The sequence below is a fragment of the Natronosalvus vescus genome (genome assembly GCF_023973145.1).
Classification (GTDB): Archaea; Halobacteriota; Halobacteria; order Halobacteriales; family Natrialbaceae; genus Natronosalvus; species Natronosalvus vescus.
The window spans coordinates 47,293-63,950 of sequence record NZ_CP099546.1 but is presented as its reverse complement, the minus strand read 5'-3'; the positions used below and the strand labels follow the sequence as shown (position 1 = coordinate 63,950).

The window sequence follows — 16,658 nt, the reverse complement described above, 5'->3', positions numbered from 1 at the left end:
GTGAGCCACCACGGAACCCCGAGGGCCGCCGATGAACCCAATCGAGCCCCTCGCCACCGACGGGCGAATCGACTGGCCAACGGTCGTTCTCGTCGCCATCGTGCTGGCCACACTCGGCGGGCTGACCGTCGCCGCCTCGACGTCGACGGAGGCGTTCGGCCCCTACAATCCCGCCTGGGACGGCGCCAGCGACTTTCACGCGGCCCTCGATGACGATCCCGAGGTCGAGGTTACGCTCCTCCGGGAGACCACTACGTACGGCGATCTCGACGCAAATGAGACGGTCGCGTTCGTCATCGCGCCCGACGAGTCCTACAACGAGGTGGCTGCGGCCGACGTCGCCGCGTTCGTCGAGCGAGGTGGAACGGTCGTTGTCCTCGAGAACTTCGAACCACACGGTAACGACCTGCTCGAGGATGTCGGCGCGGAGGCTCGCCTGGACGGCGAGATTATCCGCGATGAGGAGCACTACTTCCGGGGCCCGGCAATGCCGGTGGCGACCGGCGTCGCGAATCACTCGCTCACCGACGGCGTCGAGCAACTGACGCTCAACTACGCGACCGCGGTCGAGTCAGGTAATGCAACGGTGCTCGTCACCACCAGCGACTACGCCTATCGGGCGGAGGGCCCCAACGACGAACTCACCGATGAACACAACCTCGAGGCCCTGCCCGTCGCCACGGTCGAATCAGTCGGTGAGGGAACCGTGATCGTCGTTGGCGACCCCTCGATCACGACCAACGCAATGCGTGCGCAACCGGATAACGCCGCCTTCCTGTCGACGCTAGCCCACGAGGGCACCCACGCCGTCGTCGACGTCAGTCACACCGAAGGGGTGCCACCCCTGGCCGTCGCGACCTTAATCGTTCGCGACACACCGTTCCTCCAGGGGCTGATCGCATTCCTCGGGATCGGTGCCCTCGCCGTTGGCTCGCGTCGGCGACTCCGTCCATCACGGCTGCTCGCGTGGCTTCCCATCGGCCGTTCCCGACGGACGGCCCGCGCCGTCGAACGCGCCCACCCAGGGCTCTCCGACGCCGAGCGGGCAGCCGCCCTTCGACGTCGCCATCCCGAGTGGGATGACGAGCGCATCAACCGTGTCATAGAAGCGTTTAACGAACTCGACCTGAAACGTGGTGAGCATGACCGAGACTGAGGCAGATCCCGGGGACCACGGTGATCCCGAAGCGATCGCCGAGGCCATCCGCGAAGAAGTGAGTCAGGTACTCGTCGGCAACGAGGACGTCGTCGAGAGCCTGACGGTCGCGCTGTTGACCCGCGGCCACGTGCTGCTCGAGGGAGTACCCGGGATCGCGAAGACGACCATTGCAAACTTGTTTGCCCGGGCGTCCGGACTGGACTACCGGCGTGTCCAGATGACGCCGGATATCTTACCCGCTGATATCACCGGCACCAACGTGTACCGACAGAATCTCGGCGAGTTCGAACTCCAGCGCGGGCCCATCTTCGCCAACCTCGTTCTCGCCGATGAGATCAACCGCGCTACGCCGAAAACCCAGAGTGCGCTTCTCGAAGCGATGCAAGAACGCCAGGTGACGATCGAAGGCGAGACGCTCGAACTGCCGACGCCGTTCATGGTCATCGCCACCCAGAACCCCATCGAGATGGAGGGCGTCTTCGAACTCCCGGAAGCCCAGCGCGACCGCTTCCAGTTCAAACTCACCGTCGACCTCCCTGACAGGGACGACGAAGCCGAACTCATCGACCGATTCGACACCGAACCGCAACTTGGTGTGGCCATGGTCGAGCAGGTGATTACCACCGATGACATTCTCGCCGCCCAACAGGCGGTGGCTGACACGTACGTCGCCCAGCCGGTCAAGGGGTACGTCCTCGACCTCGTCGGCGCGACGCGCTCACACCCTGACGTTCGCCACGGGGCATCTCCACGAGCAACGATCACGTTTATCCATGGGTCGAAGGCTCGAGCGGCTATTCACGGGCGTTCCTACGTCATCCCCGATGACATCAAGGCGCTGGCTGAGTCCGTCCTGGCCCACCGGCTCGTGTTGAGTACCGACGCCGAACTGAGCGATGTGACGCCGACCGATATCGTGGCCAACGTTCTCGCCGAGACCGAGTTACCCGATGCAGATCCAAGCGAGATCGCGGCTGCCTCAGAGGAGTCCAGCACCTAGGCAGCGTTGGCTCCCCCTCGCGATACGCTCGAAACTCGGTGACACCGAGGGGAGAGGCCGCTCACGGTAGACTGTTCGCGAGTATCGATGGAGGGGGCACAAGAGAGTGTGAACAAGAAAGTGTGACTAGGATCCGATCACCAGGGAATCGTCCTCCTCGACGTCCTCGGCCTCCTCGATGGCGACTTTGACCTCTGTATCCGTCGCTTCTGTACAGGGTTCCCCGTGTTCCCCGCTGTCCGGTTTAGCGTCGTCTCGCCCCATCCTGGGTAGCCATTGCTGTGTGACGTATTCACACTTTCGGAAAAAGAGATATGAAAAACAGGCTAAGTGCTTCACGGCCTTACCTCAAGGGGGTAAAATATATCTGATAGTTATCCACGACTGAAGGTCGTGGGCTTTCTCCTCGACCTCTGGAAGGAGGGAGGTCACGGCTTTAGCCGTGGGAAGAATTCGACGTTGAGTTTATATCCACGTTCGTGAACTCGAATCGAGCCCCACCCTCCGTCCCCGTCATAATCGCGATCTGCCACCCGTGGGCGCGAGCGATTTTCGAGACGATGTGAAGCCCATACCCGGTTCCGTCCTCGGCTGTCGAATATCCCCACTCGAGTACATGGGATTGGTCGTTGTCGGCAATTCCCGGGCCGTCGTCTTCTACGTAGAAGCCGGACTCGAGTTGGCCAACACGCACGGTAACGGTTGTGCTGGCGTGGTCGATCGCATTGCGAAAGAGGTTGTTGAGCAACTGCCGGAGACGAGACGGGTCGGTGATGAGACGCGTTCCGGGCTCGAGATCGAGAGCGAGTGTCGCCTGGGCCGTGGCCACTTCCTGCCAGCTGGTCATGATCGCTTCCTCGAACCCGACCGGCTCACACTCGGAGACGATATCACCTTGTTGGGCAAGTATCAGTAGTTCCTCGATGAGCGTCTCCATTCGGGTATGCATCGCTTTGATCGGGGCCAGATGGTCACACTCACACTCGTCTTGAGCCAGTTCGAGGTATCCGCTGGCAACCGAGAGCGGGTTTCGAAGGTCATGCGAGACAACCCGTGCAAACCGTTCTAGCTCGTCCCGATGTTTGACCCGAGTGAGTGCACTCTGTGTATGGCTCACCAACAGTTCGACGAGCTGCAGATCGTCATCGGTGAAAGATGCCGATTCCTCGGAGACAGCTTGAAAAATCCCTTTGTCACCGATCGGGACGCTGAGTCCGGACTGATACGGGCCCTGCGCGTTCGCCTCCGAAACGGCTGAGAGATCGTCGAATCGGTACGATTGCTGCGTTCGATACGTCCGGCCGGCGATCCCCTCGTCGATAGACATCGCCGGTGCAACGCCGTCCGGTGGGAGTTGTGAGGACTGGGCGCGTACCGGGAGTTCACCGCCTTCCTCAAGGGCGATCAGGCAGAGATCGAACTCGAGGACGACCTCGGCAGCCTCCACTGTCCGGGCACAAATATCGTCGATCGTCTCAGAGTCTTGAAGGTCGATCGCAACACTGTGAAGAACTCGAAGACGGGATTGGGGAACATCCTTCGCTTCATCGTCACCCATTATACGAGATACACTATTTCTTCAGCGTGATGAGTGTACCGGCTAGGACGAAATCGCAGTCTCACCGTCCACTCACATCGATTTCGGGAGAGAGATCGAGATGACGTTCCCGCGGGGCTCGTTTGTCTTGAAGTAGAGTGTGCCATCCGAACGATACACAATCCAGTGGACGAGCAACAACCCGAGACCACTCCCGTGAAGGAGGGGCTCGATTCCCCGGTTCCTCGAGAGAATTTTGACTTCCTCTTCGGGAATTGGAGGGCCATTATCGGCAACGTCAATCTGCACCGACTCGTCCTGATCTGTTATAGTGATCGTTATGGCCGGCGTCGGTTGATCATTGTGAACAATTGCGTTAACGAGCAATTCGCGCAAAGCTTTGTGTAAATTGTCCGTTGTGAACGCGGTCGCTTCCACGGGAAGATCAAGCGTCAGGTCTACATCGGGGTTCACCTCACGAACAGCGTCGACGAGGAGTTGCGCGACGGCAACGGTGTCGATCAGACTCCGTTCGGGTGGCTCAGCCAAGACGTCGATGATCTCGCGTTCCTTCTCGACAGTTGTCATGAGTTGCTGGCATGTCTCGACGATAGTCTCCGCGTACGTTGCCACCGAACCAGTGGCCTCCTGACAGATCAGTTCCGCATAGCCACCAATGACTGTCATATCGTTTCGCAGGTTGTGGCGTAGCACTCGATCCATCACCTGCAACTGTTTGGTTCGGTCGACGACTTCGCTCTTGTCTCGGCCGATCCCGATGATGGCGGTCTCTCCGTCCGGATCGTCAACTGAATTCGCTCTGAATTCGTACGGATTATGCCTCCCCTCCCCGGTTACAATATCGACTTCGATACCCGCCTTTTTCGTATTCTGCACCGATTCAAAGAACTGTTCGATCCGGGCAACGTCTCGACTGCCGACGAACTCGGTGATCGACATCTCCCGTGCTTGACCTTCGGGATACCCCCACACGTCACGGGCAGCGCGATTGTAGTGTCGAATCTTCCCATCCGTGCCGACGATAAAGAAAATATCGTCCATCGTATCGAAGATCCGATCCATGTACCTGTTCTGTTCACGCAGTTTCCGTTCGCGCTGTCTCAGGTTGATTTGATTTGAAACGAGGGGGATCAGCATATCGAGCAACTCCTGTTCTTCAGCGAGGAACGGCCCGATATCTTCCTGCGGTCGATTCTCGAGATACACGACCTCGAGGGTGACCTGTTCGCCGTCAGCTGTTGTTGCCTGCGTCGACAATCGGGGTTCGCGGAGCTCGAAGTTCTCGGTCGAGACCACGATCTCGCCACAGGTTATTGTCGCAGCTGTGATTTCGGAGTACTGGAATGACTGGAAGAGTGTCTCGAGAAAGTCCGCTAACAGAGTCTCCAACGGCGTGTCCGAGATGAGGAACGCTTGCGAGACACGCTTGATCGTGGTCAATTCCTTTACCCGTTCTTCGAGTGCCCACTCGCTCTCCTTGCCCTCGGTAATGTCTCTACCAACCGCGACCGAGCCAGAGACGTTCCCCAATTCGTCGGAGATTGGATGCGAATTCCAGGACACAATCCGTTCTCGGCCGTCCTTCGTGGTGATCGTCGTCTCGAATTCTTCCACGCTTCTCTCACCACTGCTTATATCACTGGCCAGTTCAGTCACTGTCTGTCGATACTCAGAATCCGGGTAGAGCCACGCCCAAATCTTGTCGGTCCCAACAACTTCCTCTGCGGTGTACCCGCTTATCTGTTCTGCAGCCTCGTTCCACAGCACGACGTGTCCCGCCTCATCAAGGGCGTTTATCCAGACGTTAGCACTCTCAATTATAGCCTCCCGAAATTGGGATAGGTTCCGCAGTTGTGTCTCCCACACTTTCCGCTGTGTGATATCCTGAATTGCACCCCTTGCACCAACGATTTCCCCCTCATCCCGGATCGGTTCCCCGTTCGTTTGTACCCAACGGTTGCAATCATCCGCAGTAATCAACCTGAGTTCCAATTCGTAGCGTTCACCGGTTTCGAGACACCGTTGTACCACCGACTCGATTCGCCCTCGATCCTCCGGCAGATAAAAACGCAGCCCCGCTTCAAGAGTTGGCTCGAAATCTCCCTCGGGATCCAGGTCGTGTATTCGATACGTTCCTGCTGTCCATCGTTGTGCTCCTGTCTTGGCGTCGAGTTCCCACCCACCGATATCGGTGAGTGTTTCGGTGTGCCGGCGAACCTCTCGGTTCCGGTCGAGTTCCTGTGCTTGCCGCTTTTGCTCTGTCACATCAAATGAGATAATGATGAGTCCGTCCTCAGCCGGGTAGATGTGTTCCCGATACCAGCGCCCCCACGGCTCGAACGGCTCTTCAATCGTGCATGTTTTGTTCTTCGCAAGCGCCTCGTGATAGTGGTCATAAAACGGCGTCTGCGTGGCTTCGGGAAACACCTCCCAGATGTGTTGTCCGATCAAATCCTTGGGATGTTTCCCGAAGGTATCACTCGTCGCTTTGTTCGCATACGTGAACTCCCACTCGGAATTGAGGGCGTACACCGGATCCGAAAACCGCTCCATGAGGTCGAATTGAGTGACGTTCTCGACCGTTTGAAATCTCTGTGGCGTGTGCTGCGAGACAACGGTTTTGATTCGGTTGGCCAATCGTTCATACTGGTTGTCCCCTCCCTGTGGGAGATAGTCGGTGACGCCAGCGGAAATTGCCGCACTGGCCACTTCCTCGCTCCCATTCGCTGTGAACAGGATGACCGGGAGGCACGGATGTCGCTCGCGAACCGATTTGAGAAACCCGAGACCATCAATATGGGGAAAGTGGTGATCAGTGACGACGCAGTCAACGGTTCCATCTTGGACTCGGCTGAGTGCCTCATCGACGTTTGATACGACTTCAATGGCAAGTTGGGTGTTCTCCGCTTCGAGAGCGGTTCTGCTTTGATTCGTAATCCCCGATTCGTCACCAAAATAGAGGACTCGAATCATTTGACTCACGTATACATATCAACATACTCATCAATATCTCTTGTGGCGAACACACTCGGCCACGCCGAAAAGACAACATCACAGTGCTTTTACCCCGCATCACCTCTCACCTATATTTCAAAGCAACTTCACTTCCAAGTAGTACTGACTCCGTCTGTCGTTTCTCACACGTCGGTCTCGAACCGGCAGGTGACCAGCCACGTGGTCTCCTCACCCCCCTCGATTTCGACTCGAACCGGTCGCTCGAGCCCGATGGCGAACCCGGTCGCGAGAAACGATGGGATTGGGTGATCGAAGCGATTGACGTCGCCAAAGGCGCTCTCGTCGATGGCCACCGTCACCCGGCCCTCGGCCGGAGAAACGTCCGGCGTCGCTGCCGTCGCGAGTTCGAACTGTTCGACGAGGCCGTCACACAACTGGGACGCCAGGGCGGTCGGCGTCGACGCGAGGTCGCCGGCGAGGGCGCGTTCGAACTCCTGAAAGAGGTGGCCGCCGCTCGTATCGAGGAGCAAGCCGCGGTCATCCGTCTCGAGATGAAACGGGCCTCGATCGGTGACATCGTCGGGCACCGAGGCGTCCGCGTGCAAAGGGACGAACAGCCGTGAGGAGTCAGCAACGGGGATGTAATGATAGGTCTCACGGAGGCCGAGTGCGGTCGCGATAGCGGCGTGATTCTGGGCGGCAGCCGTGTACACCCGTTCGCCGACGTCAGCGGCGACGAATCGCTCCGGTGTCAGGTAGTATGTGAGGAGGGCCGCAAACAACCCCGTCGCCCCGATAATCACCAACACCTCGCGAGCAGCCGGGAAGACCAGGCCGCCGGCCACCGCGAGGAGGCCCATACCACCCATGCCGAGGGCGGTTCGACGGTAGGTGACCTGTCGAGCACGGGCGTACTCCGCACGCAACCGGCGGTTTTCATCTCGCAACAGTTCGAATTGGGCGAGCAGGTCTGTCTCCTCGGCCGTTCTCGCCGCCGTCGTTTCGGATGTCGCTCGGTCGTCGTCGGCCATCTCAGTCATCTCCGTCGGCTCATCGTTTTCGTTCATACTCATGTCTTTTCACTCCGGGTTGTACTGCCGTCCTCGTTGAGGGCCACACCATCCCCACTCCCGTCGTCGTGCTCGAGACCGGAGTCGGCCACGAGCCCGAGGGTGACGAGTTCGAGACGGTGGATGGCGTAACTCACCACGGCGAGGAATCCAACGACCACCACGGCGACGAGCCAGAGCGCAGCCGCCTCGAGCGTGAGCCACAGGAGACCGGCCCCACTGACGACGACCCCGATCGAGATCGCTGCTGCCCGCAGTCGGACACGGGCCCGAACCAACGGTGCGATGAGCAACATCACGAACCCGACCTCGAGCGCGATGAGTGTGGCCGGGTCGATACCGGTCGTGAATGTCAGGACAATGCCGACGTGACCGATCGCGAGCGCGTACGGCGTCCCGAGCACAACCCAGGCAGCGACGGTCACGACCCCCATGAGGAAGCCGACAGGGCCGCCCACGAGGGTGAAGACGGCGACGATCAGTAGACAGGCGAGGGCTTCCAGCCAGTAGTCACGGATCCGTTCGCCTAAAAGCGTCCGTGCCTCGAGGTGTGTATCAGGGAGTGCGCTCCTCACGGGTGCTCACCTCGTCGGGTGCGACCCACGGCAAGAACGCTCGTCAACTTGTCGCTCGGTGTGACTTCGAGGGCCGTAACCCCCTCCATGCGATCGAGTTGCCGGCGGAGGTCTTCGAACTCGAGGTAGCGTTCGTAGGCTTCCTCGAGGTCGGAGAGCCCGCTCGGCTCATACAGCACCGTCGGCGCGAGAAACACCAGAACGTCGCTATTGGCTTCGCGAGCCAGCCGTACCGTTCGCTGGAGTGCCGCCGGGTTGGAATCGTTCGTCAACAGGACGACCCAGGCACGAGCGCGATGTCGGCTCAGGACGGTGCGGACGGCTGTCGGCAGTGGCTCGTCGTCGCCTGTGAATCGGTCGGCTGTGCGATAAGTTTCATAAAACGGAGCGAGCGTCTCAGTCATCGAGTCCGACTCCGCCGTCAGGACACGCCGAGCCAGAGTGCGCAGGTCAATTGCTCCACCCCCTCGATAGCCGTGGGGGGCGAGACCACTGCCTGTATCGTCACCGGCTGTCCCCCGTTCATCACCCGCTGGCTCGAGGTCGAAGAGCCGTCGCCGAAGCCGGTGTATCGATCCGGTCGTCGCACCGAACTGGGAGGTGATGCCATCGTCGTCGACCGTCCACAGCCCAATCGGATCGTCGAGGTGATTGGCACTCGACGCCGTAATGAGGGCAATCTCTCGAAGGTAGTCAAGTTGGGTCTCCCCAGGTGCCCCCACGGCGAGCGTGCTCGAATGGTCGACAAACATGAAGGTGAGGCGATCCGTCTCGGCCTCGAACTTGCGGACATGGGGTTTCATCAACCGAGCAGTGGCCTTCCAGTCGATCCGGACAGTGGTTTCACCAGGGACGTACTCGCGAATTTCGGCGGGGACGAGTCCGGATCCGGTTCGTCCGGTCTGGTGATGACCCTGCCGGATCGGTACGCGATCACCACCAGAACCAACGTGTATCGAGCGAGGGCCACGCGGTTCGACCGTGACTGTGGGTGTCGACCCGATCTCGAGCGCCTCGGTAAACAGCCCGTCACTCGCCGTCAGCGTCGCCTCTGAAAAGGTGTGGCGACCGGCGACCGGCCAACTGACGTCGGCCATCGCCTGGGTCGTGGTCGCGCCTGACTCGAGAAACAGGTCGAGTGGCTGATCAGAAGACGCACTCACGGGCAGCCCCGCCTCGAGCGACAGCGACAGCGACAGCGAGGCGGGCTGGTCGAGGGTGGCTTCCATCGTGACTGTCGTCGATTCGTTCGTCCGGAGCCCCGTCACTGCGGGATTCTGGCTGACCGACAGGGACTCGACCACCGTTGTGAGTTCACGAAAGAAGAGATACTGTCGCGTACAGAGCCACGCGCCGATCACCACCGCTCCCACGAGCATCGTCGGGCGGGCGAAGACGACGGCGAGGATCGCGAGAAGCAGTATGAGACCGCCCACTGCCCACGATCGACGCGTTGGTCGCATATCTCTCTGATTTTTTCGACGGCCTGTTGAACCTATTGATTGGTGTGCCGAGCAGTCAGCCGAGCAGACAGACTTTTGGCTTTCCCGAAGAATTTTCACCTGTGAACGTCCCCGCTGGCCGTATCCTCCTCATTGCAGTTCTACTGTGCGTGCTCCCGCTCGCCGCGGGTGGTGGAGCGATTGCTGCCCCAACCGACTCGGCATCCGGGGCGACGGCATCTGATCTGGCCACCGTCGCGATAACCGAGGAGAACGAGGAGGAAGGGAACGACACCGCTCGCCACCAGAACCCCGACGAGTACGGTGAAGACGGGAGCGGGGCCGGCAGCTGGCTCGAGAACTACCTCGCGGAGCGATTGGGGGATAGCGCGATATCGATAAGCGAAGGCGAGTACGAGTTCGCCAAGGACTTCGTCGGCGACGAGTATCGCGATCGGTTCGACCAGTACGTCGAAGTCGCCGGCGAGACGGACGAAGACAGCGACGATGAGGACGATGACGAGAAAACCACGGCTGAAGCCTACGAGGAAGCCGCCGACCAGCAAGACGAACTCGCCGATCGCCTCGAGACCTATGAGGAGACCAAAGCGGAGTACGAGGAGGCCAAATCGGCCGGCGACGAGGATCGAGCCAGAGAACTGGCTCGAGAGCTTTCGATACTCGCTGAGAACATTGCCACCTTGAGTGACGACATTCGCCACAATTACGAGATCATCCAGTTTGAGACCGAGACCGATCTCTCAGATGCCGACACGTCCATTAACGAGACCAATACACGCGTCCAAGACGAGGTCGAGACGGTCATCGTAGAGACGTTCGTTCAGACCAGTCTCAGCGTCGAAGCCGACAACGAGACCGTCTCGTATCTCGATCCACTCTCGGCGACCGGGACACTCGAAACAGCCGATGACTCCGTGATCGCCAACCAGGAAATTCGACTGATCGTTGATGGAGAGCCACAGTCGGTGGAGACAGACGAGGAGGGGACGTTCGAATTTACGTACCGACCAGCACCGACAACGCCCCTCTCGACGGAGTCAGTCACCGTCGAGTACGACCCCGACGCCACCTCGACGTACTTCGGGAGCAGTGCGGAGCTGAACGTCTCGATCGACCAGGTCGAGCCCGAGATCGACTCCCTCGAGACGAGTGAGAACGTCGCCTACGGCGAGAATCTCTCGGTTAGTGCCAGCGTTCTGGCCGATGGGGAGCCCGTCGACGACGCGCCGGTTGTCGTCACCCTCGGTGGCCACGCACTCGGTGAACTCACCGTCGAAAACGGCACGGTAGACGACGACATTCGCGTTCCAGCAGCGGTAGTCGACGGTGAGCAGCCACTCCGTCTCGCCCTCGCCCTGGAAGAGCAGGCACTCACCAGCGCGACGGCCGAAACGACCGTGACAGTGACCGAGACCGAGACGGTGCTCACGATCGACGCCGAGCACACCAACGAGACGCTCGAGTTCGAGGGAACGCTCGAAACGGTCGACGGCGATCCGATCGACGGACAGCCGGTCACGATTCAGATCGACGGTGAAGCCGTGGAGACGGTGACGACGGGTGCTGACGGCGACCTGTCGGGGGCGGTTCCGCTTCCAGACAACGGCGATGACGACGCCACGGTCGTCGCCGTCTTCGATGGGGCAGAGACGAACCTGGCCGGGGCGAGCGCTGAGAGCGTTGTCCCGCTCACTGGGAGTGCACTACCCTCGGTTGGGGAGCCTGGAACCCCGTTCCTCACGTGGATCGCGGCCATCGGCGGTGCCCTGTTGATCACCCTCCTCGTCCTCGGGTTCTGGTGGCGCCGGCGCGAGTCCTCAGACACTACCGAGGAGTCTCCCGAACGCCCAGGCGACGAAGACGTCCCGGCGGAGACACCGACGCAGCCATCGATCGTTCCAACATTGCTCAGCGAAGCAAGCCAGCGACTCTCGAACGGCCGGACGGACGCCGCCGTCAGAGCCAGCTACGCAGCCGTTCGACGAGGGATCGGTCGACCCGACGACGGACGGTCGCTCACCCACTGGGAGTTCTTTACGCGATACGGAGGCGACGAGCGAGCGGAGGAGCGCGACGCCCTCCAGACCATGACCGAAACCTACGAGCGAGCTGCGTACACGCCCGAGACCGTCTCGTCAGGGGAGGCAACGCGGGCACTCGAGTGTGCGCGACGGCTGTGTACACCCGATGAACTATCGACGCAGTCGGGGATGCCCGGAGACGATTGATCGGTCGCGGAGGCATCAGTGCGACCACCGTACTGGTCACCACCAACCCGAGGGTCACGCGAGTCCGGCCAGGGCCCGAGCGTCGGCGTTCGCTGATCGACCGACTTTTATCGCCCACTTGCTCACTAGGGAGTGAATGGTCGATCGACGGTCGCTCTGGTTGCTCCTCCCCGAGCCGGTTCGGCGCCTCCCGGCGGATCTCGCAGCCATGCTCGTCGTGACCGCGCTGGTCAACGTCGCCGTGTTTGCGCCCGTCATCCGGGAAACGCCACTTCGCGTCCCGCTCGGCCTGGCATTCGTCCTGTTCGTTCCGGGCTACGTCTTCATCGCCGCGCTCTTTCCGGAAGCAGGAGCGCCACCAACCGAGTCGACCGACGAGGCCTCCGCTACGGAATCCGATCCCGACGCCCCCGAAAGCACCGGCCTCCTCGACGCGACCAGCCGGGATGGAATCGACGGCATCGAGCGCGTTGCCCTGTCGTTCGGACTTAGTATCGCCATCGTGCCGCTCATCGGCCTCGCCCTCAACTTCACGCCGTGGGGGATTCGGTTGACGCCGATCATGGTCGCCGTCACCGGGTTCGTCCTGGTTTCGACGGCCGTCGGGGCGTGGCGACGTTGGCAGCTTCCCGCTGACGAACGGTTCGCCGTCCCCTATCGGGCGTGGTATCGAGCCGGGCGCAGCGAACTGTTCGAGCCCGAGACACGCCTCGACGGCGTGTTGAACGTGCTGTTAGTTCTCTCGATCGTCCTCGCGATCAGTACCGTCGCCTTTGCGATTCTCGTCCCCCCACAGGGTGAGCAATTCTCGGCGGTGTACATCCTAACCGAAGACGACGACGGCGAACTCGTCGCCGCGAACTACCCCACGGAGGTCGTCCACGGAGAGAGCGCCGAGATCGTCCTCGGGGTCGATAACCACGAGCATCGGACGGTCGAGTACACGGTCGTTGCCCTCGAGCAAACGGTCGAAACCGACGGCAACGAAACGATCGTCACCGAACAGCGAGAGCTCACTCGCTTCCACCCGCAACTGGCACACAACGAGTCATGGCACCATACCCACGAGTTCGAGCCGACGATCGTCGGTGAGGACGTCCGCATCATGTGGCTGCTCTTTCCCGACGGTGACGTCCCTGCGGAGCCATCGGCCGACGACACGGAGTACTCCGTCCACCTGTGGGTCGACGTCCTCGAGGCCGACGAGGAGTGATCGCTCTGGGAGGTGGCCACCCCGACCGAAGCTGCTGGAAATGCTACGGAACCGTGACTGTTATTTGGGTTTAGCGTTACCGTTCGTCAATGGCTCGCGGATCCGACAGTACAGCTGGTGACGAGACGGCGCCACCAACTGTCCGAGCGGATACCATCACAAAACGCTACACTCGCGGGAAGCGGCCCGGGTACGTCGGCAGTCTGCTCGGTCGTGGCGAACCCCCGGTCGTCACCGCCCTCGAGGATGTCTCCCTCTCGGTATACCCGGGCGAAATCGTCGCAATCAGTGGGCCAAGCGGGAGCGGGAAGTCGACGTTGCTCCACCATCTCGCCGGTCTCGAGCGTCCCGACGAGGGGACGGTCACGCTCCAAGGTGAAGATCTCACAGCACTCTCTCGCAAGCAACGTACCCGTCTTCGGCTCGAGCACGTCGGAATCGTCTTCCAACACTTCCATCTGGTCGACTCGCTGTCTGCCCGGGCGAACGTCGGGCTCCCACTGGTCGAACTCGGCGTTCCAGCCGGGGAGCGCAAACGTCGGGCAACAGCGCTCCTCGAGCGCGTCGGTCTCGAAGACCGGCTCACCCACCGGCCAGGAGAGTTGAGTGGCGGCGAACAACAGCGCGTGTCGATCGCTCGCGCACTCGTGACTGACCCTGCGCTCGTGGTTGCCGATGAACCGACCGGCGAGCTCGATTCGGAGACGGGGCGACGCGTCCTTAACGAATTCGAACGCATTGGCCAGGAGCGAGCCGTCGTTATCGCCTCTCACGACCACGAAACGCTCGAAATCGCCGATCGGAACGTTCGGTTGCGTGACGGGCGAATCAGCGCCGAGACCGACGTGCCACGCGACGGAGCGGCAGAATCAGTGGCTCCGATGGAGCGGGAGTGACGTCCATTGCTTCGCTCAAAACTCCGGTCATGGCTCATACGATGGAGGGGGCTGATTGCGGTAGCCTGTCGGCAAACCGTTTCTCGAGCGACATATACAGCCCGCCAACGCGTTCTCTTCAGCATCCTCGGGGTTGCCGTCGCGATCAGCTTACTCGTCGTCGTCACTGCCATCGGCGTCGGCCTGGCAACGAGCACCACGGTGTACGACGACGACGTCGATTACTGGATCGTTCCCGAGAGCGATGGCGGGAGCTCGCCGTTGATCGCCACCGATAGGCCCGCCTTTGGCGGTGCCCACGAGACGGCGGCCGAACTCGAACACCACCCGGAGATCGAGTACGTCTCCCCCATCGTCACGGACGTGGTTCGGATCGAACACGGCGATCGATCGGAGTACGTGTTGGTCGTCGGCGTCATCTCATCGCCGGGCATCGGAACGGTTGCCGGGCTCGATGCCGAAGCCCTCACCGCGAACGACCCGTACTACACAGACACGGACAACTGGACGGGTGAAGTTATCCTCTCGAAGAGTGCGGCCACACATCTCGACGTCGACACAAACGACACCGTCACCGTGGGGGGAACGGACGGCTTCACGGTCGTTACCGTCGGCGAGAGTCGAGCCCCTGGGTCGGCCACGTTCCCGATTGCCCTGGTACAGTTGAGCGAACTGCAGGCACTCACCGGTGGCGGTGAACACGACCTGGCCGATCAGTTCGTCGTCGGCACGAACGCACCGACCGTCAAAGACGACCTCGAGCAGGTGTATCCACAGTCGGCTGTCCTCACTCGAGCCGAGATGACCGCGAGTGAGACGATGGGATCCGATCTTCCACTCGCGCTATCGGTGGCCGCGCTCGTCGTCGCCATCGGAGTCGGCACGCTCTTCGTCGTCGCGACGATGGGGCTGGAACTAGTTGCCGAACGCCGACAGCTCGCGACGCTCGCCGCACTCGGTATTTCGACGGGGAGTCAGCTGCGCTTGATAACCGTCCAGACGCTCATTACGACGGCACTCGGCGGCCTCCTCGGTGGGGTCGGTGGATTGGTCGCCGCAGCCCTCGTCAATGAACTGGCGTTGACACTGCTGACCAGTGCGCCGATTGCCTATCTTCACCCCTTCCTCGTTGGGTATGGCCTCCTCGTGGCCCTCGTGATCGGCATCGTGTCGGTGCCGTTTCTCCTCGTGCTCACACACCGGCTCTCACGGGGTGTTCCCTGATGTCGTCTCGACAGGCCCACTCGAGATCGAAAACGAGCAGGTGGGGTACTCGCCTCCGTGCCAGCCTCGTGCTTACGGGCACACAGCTTCGCCACCATCGCTTACGACTCGGACTCGCGGTTGTGGGTGTCGCCCTCGCCGTTCTGGCCGTGACGTTGCTTGCCGGGACGGGCCTGGGCGTCGTCGAGACCGGAACCCAGCAGTTCGATGCCGCCGATCGTGACCTGTGGGTCACTGCAGGGGAGACACGACTCACCTCCGGTGGGGGTGGTGGCTTCGAGAATAGCTTGTATGACTCCCGTTCCGTCGCAGCCGAGATGGAACGCCACGACGGCGTCAAAAACGCAGTTCCACTCGCGTTCGAGACGGTATACGTCGCAAGAGAAGATGACGAGGAGTTCCGGACGTTTGTCGCCACTGGTGTCCCCGGCGGTGGCCCAGCGATTACCATCAGCGAAGGCGAAGCGCTCACCGGCGATCAGTACTACGCGAACGGCACCTACGACGGAGAGCGAACCAACGAGGTCCTCATCGACGCCGAAACCGCCCGGATGCTCGATATCGGGATCGGTGATACGCTCTATGTCGGGGGCTCGCTCGCCACGGCACGAAATACGGAAGTCACCGTCGTCGGCATCTCACCTACCTTTGAGCGGATGCTCGGGACGCCCACCGTCACGATGCCCCTCGGTGAACTGCACGCTGCGACCGGCGAAACAACGTTCGAACCGGCGACGTTCATCACGATCACCCTCGAGGACGACGCCGACACCGGGGCCGTCCAACGCGACCTCGAGACCGCCCACCCCGAGGTCGACATCAGAACCAGTCAGGAGCAACTCGAGGCCGTCTTACAGGAACAAGTGCTCGTCCTCGCAGCCGGTGGGACGCTGGTGGTGCTCGCGATCGGAGCCGGAATCGCACTCACGTTGACCCTCCTCTCACTCGTGGTCTATCAACAGCGTCACGAGTTCGCCGCCCTCAGAGCGATCGGGGTCTCATCCTCGCTGTTGCTCGTCACCATCGTGGCACAGGGGTTCACGATAGGCCTCCTCGGCGGATTGCTCGGGGTCGTCCTCACCCCGCCCGCTGTCGCCCTGCTAAATCACGGAGCTGGGATCGTCGTCGGCTTCGATAACCTGGTACAGACGGCCCCGTGGGTGTCTCTGGCCGGCCTGGTGATCGCCGTCGGCATCGGAACGGTCGCTGCCACGATCGCCGGCTGGCGACTCGGGCGGGAACCGGCGCTCGAAGGATTGTGAGTACAGCAACGGCCACAGCAGCGAGGCTGAGTGCTTTGTGTCGGTTCACGAGTGA

At 61.2% G+C, this 16,658-nt stretch carries 13 protein-coding genes; 7 read left to right on the top strand and 6 right to left on the bottom strand.

Features of this window, described 5'->3' with window-relative positions; all coding sequences use genetic code 11:
- Positions 1–31 precede the first annotated feature (31 nt).
- Entirely contained in the window at positions 32–1,156 is a 1,125-nt protein-coding gene (locus tag NGM68_RS00300; protein WP_252699676.1) for a DUF4350 domain-containing protein, read from the top strand.
- Positions 1,143–2,159 (top strand): AAA family ATPase, encoded by a 1,017-nt coding sequence (locus NGM68_RS00295; RefSeq protein WP_252699675.1) that lies wholly within the window; start codon positions 1,143–1,145, stop codon positions 2,157–2,159. The genes NGM68_RS00300 and NGM68_RS00295 overlap by 14 nt, the downstream gene beginning before the upstream one ends.
- A gap of 126 nt (positions 2,160–2,285) precedes the next feature.
- Here NGM68_RS00295 and NGM68_RS00290 read toward each other — a convergent pair whose 3' ends face one another.
- The 6 genes from NGM68_RS00290 to NGM68_RS00265 all read right to left on the bottom strand — a co-directional run bounded on the left by NGM68_RS00290 (position 2,286) and on the right by NGM68_RS00265 (position 9,753).
- On the bottom strand, positions 2,286–2,423 hold the full coding sequence (locus NGM68_RS00290; protein WP_252699674.1) for a hypothetical protein: 138 nt from the start codon (positions 2,421–2,423) through the stop codon (positions 2,286–2,288).
- A 172-nt stretch (positions 2,424–2,595) separates the two neighbouring features.
- Positions 2,596–3,717, bottom strand: coding sequence for a sensor histidine kinase (locus NGM68_RS00285; protein WP_252699673.1), 1,122 nt, complete (start codon positions 3,715–3,717; stop codon positions 2,596–2,598).
- A gap of 72 nt (positions 3,718–3,789) precedes the next feature.
- Complete coding sequence (locus NGM68_RS00280; protein ID WP_252699672.1) at positions 3,790–6,690, bottom strand: PAS domain-containing protein; 2,901 nt, start codon at positions 6,688–6,690, stop codon at positions 3,790–3,792.
- Between the two features lie 164 nt (positions 6,691–6,854).
- Entirely contained in the window at positions 6,855–7,739 is an 885-nt protein-coding gene (locus NGM68_RS00275) for a DUF7982 domain-containing protein (RefSeq protein WP_252699671.1), read from the bottom strand.
- A 2-nt stretch (positions 7,740–7,741) separates the two neighbouring features.
- Positions 7,742–8,317: a DUF8163 family membrane protein gene (locus NGM68_RS00270; RefSeq protein WP_252699670.1), complete on the bottom strand. Its 576-nt coding sequence runs from the start codon at positions 8,315–8,317 to the stop codon at positions 7,742–7,744.
- On the bottom strand, positions 8,314–9,753 hold the full coding sequence (locus tag NGM68_RS00265; protein ID WP_311136048.1) for a DUF58 domain-containing protein: 1,440 nt from the start codon (positions 9,751–9,753) through the stop codon (positions 8,314–8,316). Before NGM68_RS00265 ends, NGM68_RS00270 begins: the two co-directional genes overlap by 4 nt.
- A gap of 128 nt (positions 9,754–9,881) precedes the next feature.
- On the opposite strand from NGM68_RS00265, the gene NGM68_RS00260 reads away from it, so the two are divergent.
- The 5 genes from NGM68_RS00260 to NGM68_RS00240 all read left to right on the top strand — a co-directional run bounded on the left by NGM68_RS00260 (position 9,882) and on the right by NGM68_RS00240 (position 16,603).
- Positions 9,882–12,008 (top strand): hypothetical protein, encoded by a 2,127-nt coding sequence (locus NGM68_RS00260; protein WP_252699668.1) that lies wholly within the window; start codon positions 9,882–9,884, stop codon positions 12,006–12,008.
- Positions 12,009–12,144: 136 nt separating this feature from the next.
- On the top strand, positions 12,145–13,221 hold the full coding sequence (locus NGM68_RS00255) for a DUF1616 domain-containing protein (protein WP_252699667.1): 1,077 nt from the start codon (positions 12,145–12,147) through the stop codon (positions 13,219–13,221).
- A gap of 89 nt (positions 13,222–13,310) precedes the next feature.
- Complete coding sequence (locus NGM68_RS00250) at positions 13,311–14,117, top strand: ABC transporter ATP-binding protein (RefSeq protein WP_252699666.1); 807 nt, start codon at positions 13,311–13,313, stop codon at positions 14,115–14,117.
- 6 nt (positions 14,118–14,123) lie between these two features.
- Complete coding sequence (locus NGM68_RS00245; protein ID WP_252699665.1) at positions 14,124–15,341, top strand: ABC transporter permease; 1,218 nt, start codon at positions 14,124–14,126, stop codon at positions 15,339–15,341.
- On the top strand, positions 15,341–16,603 hold the full coding sequence (locus tag NGM68_RS00240) for an ABC transporter permease (protein WP_252699664.1): 1,263 nt from the start codon (positions 15,341–15,343) through the stop codon (positions 16,601–16,603). The genes NGM68_RS00245 and NGM68_RS00240 overlap by 1 nt, the downstream gene beginning before the upstream one ends.
- Positions 16,604–16,658: the final 55 nt, after the last annotated feature.